The following is a 1577-nucleotide window of genomic DNA, read 5'->3' as shown; positions in this document are numbered from 1 at the left end:
GGGTCTACCAGCTGCGCCAGCCCGCCGCGCCCGCCGAAACCCGGCTCATGGCCGGCGAAGTGCCAGACCCGCACATCGTCACCGAGGCCGGCACGCGCTACCGCGTGCAGGTGCTGCGCGGCCAGAACCACGGCCTGTTCCTGGACATGGCCGAAGGCCGGCGCTGGGTGCACGCGCATGTCGCCAACCATCCCGAGCACCGCCATGGCATCAAGGTGCTCAACCTGTTCGCCTATACCTGCGCCTTTTCGGTAGTGGCCCTGCAGGCCGGGGCGCGCCATGTGATGAACATGGACATGGCCCAGGGCGCGCTGGCCACGGGCCAGCAGAACCACCGGCTCAACGATCTGTCGGGCGCCAGCTTCCTGGCCCACGACATCTTCAGCAGCTGGGGCAAGATCACGCGCGGCGGGCCGTACCACCTGATCGTGGTGGACCCGCCCAGCTACCAGAAGGGCAGCTTCGTCGCCACCAAGGACTATGCCCGCCTGATGCGCCGCCTGCCCGACCTGCTGCGCCCCGGCGGCCATGTGCTGCTGTGCCTGAACGCGCCCGAGATGGGCACGCAGTTCCTGACATCGCAGATGCAGGAAGTGGCCCCCGAGCTGGAGTTCGTCGAGCGCCTGGCCAATCCGGCCACCTTCGCCGACATCGACGCCGAGCGCAGCCTCAAGGTGCTGGTCTACAGGGCGCCCGCAACACCCGCAGCGGCCGACACGGCTTCCTGACCCGCCCGGCCCTTGAGCGCACGGCGCCCCGCATAGACGGCGGCCGGGCCCAGTTCGCGCTCGATGCGCAGCAGCCGGTTGTACTTGGCCGTGCGGTCGGCGCGCGACAGCGAGCCGGTCTTGATCATGGCGCACTGGGCCGCCACGGCCAGGTCGGCAATGCTGGTGTCCTCGGTCTCGCCCGAGCGGTGCGATATCACCACGCCATAGCCCGCGCCATGCGCCAGGCGCAGCACGTCCCAGGTTTCGGTCAGCGTGCCGATCTGGTTGATCTTGACCAGGATGGCGTTGCCCACGCCCCGGGCAATGCCGCCCTCGAACAGGCCGGGGTTCGTGCAGAACACATCGTCGCCCACCAGCTGGCAGCGTCCGCCCAGGCGCCGGCCCAGGGCCTGCCAGCCCTCGATATCGTCCTCGGCCATGCCGTCCTCGATGGAGACGATGGGGTAGTGCTCCACCAGTTGCGCCAGGTAGTCCACCTGCTGCTGGCGGCTGCGCACCAGGCCCTCGCCCGCGTAGCGGTAGCCGTCCTCGCCATGGAATTCACTGGCCGCAGGGTCCAGGGCCAGGGCGATGTCCCTGCCGGGGCGCAGGCCGGCGCGCTCGATGGCGGCCATCAGGTGGTCCAGCGCCTCGGGCGCGCTGCGCAGGGCGGGCGCAAAGCCGCCCTCGTCGCCCACGTTGACGCTGTGGCCTGCGGCCTTGAGGGCATGGCGCAGCGCGTGGAAAACCTCGGCGCCCATGCGCAGCGCCTCACCGAAGCTGTCCGCCCCCACCGGCAGCAGCATGAACTCCTGGAAGTCCAGCGGATTGTCGGCATGGGCGCCACCGTTGATGACATTGATCATG

Annotated in this window: 2 protein-coding genes; one reads left to right on the top strand and one right to left on the bottom strand. The window is 69.8% G+C overall.

Going from position 1 to position 1577, the window contains the following annotated elements:
- On the top strand, positions 1-728 hold a 728-nt coding region (locus tag L995_RS00190; protein ID WP_231574317.1), incomplete at its 5' end, for a class I SAM-dependent methyltransferase.
- Here the strand turns inward: L995_RS00190 and eno are convergent.
- On the bottom strand, positions 683-1577 hold an 895-nt coding region (gene eno, locus L995_RS00185; protein WP_047467985.1), incomplete at its 5' end, for a phosphopyruvate hydratase. The genes L995_RS00190 and eno overlap by 46 nt on opposite strands.

This window comes from Delftia sp. ZNC0008, from assembly GCF_000799035.1.
Taxonomy (GTDB): Bacteria; Pseudomonadota; Gammaproteobacteria; order Burkholderiales; family Burkholderiaceae_C; genus Comamonas; species Comamonas tsuruhatensis.
The sequence above is the reverse complement of the archived record's forward strand: the minus strand, read 5'-3'. Positions and strand labels throughout refer to the sequence as shown.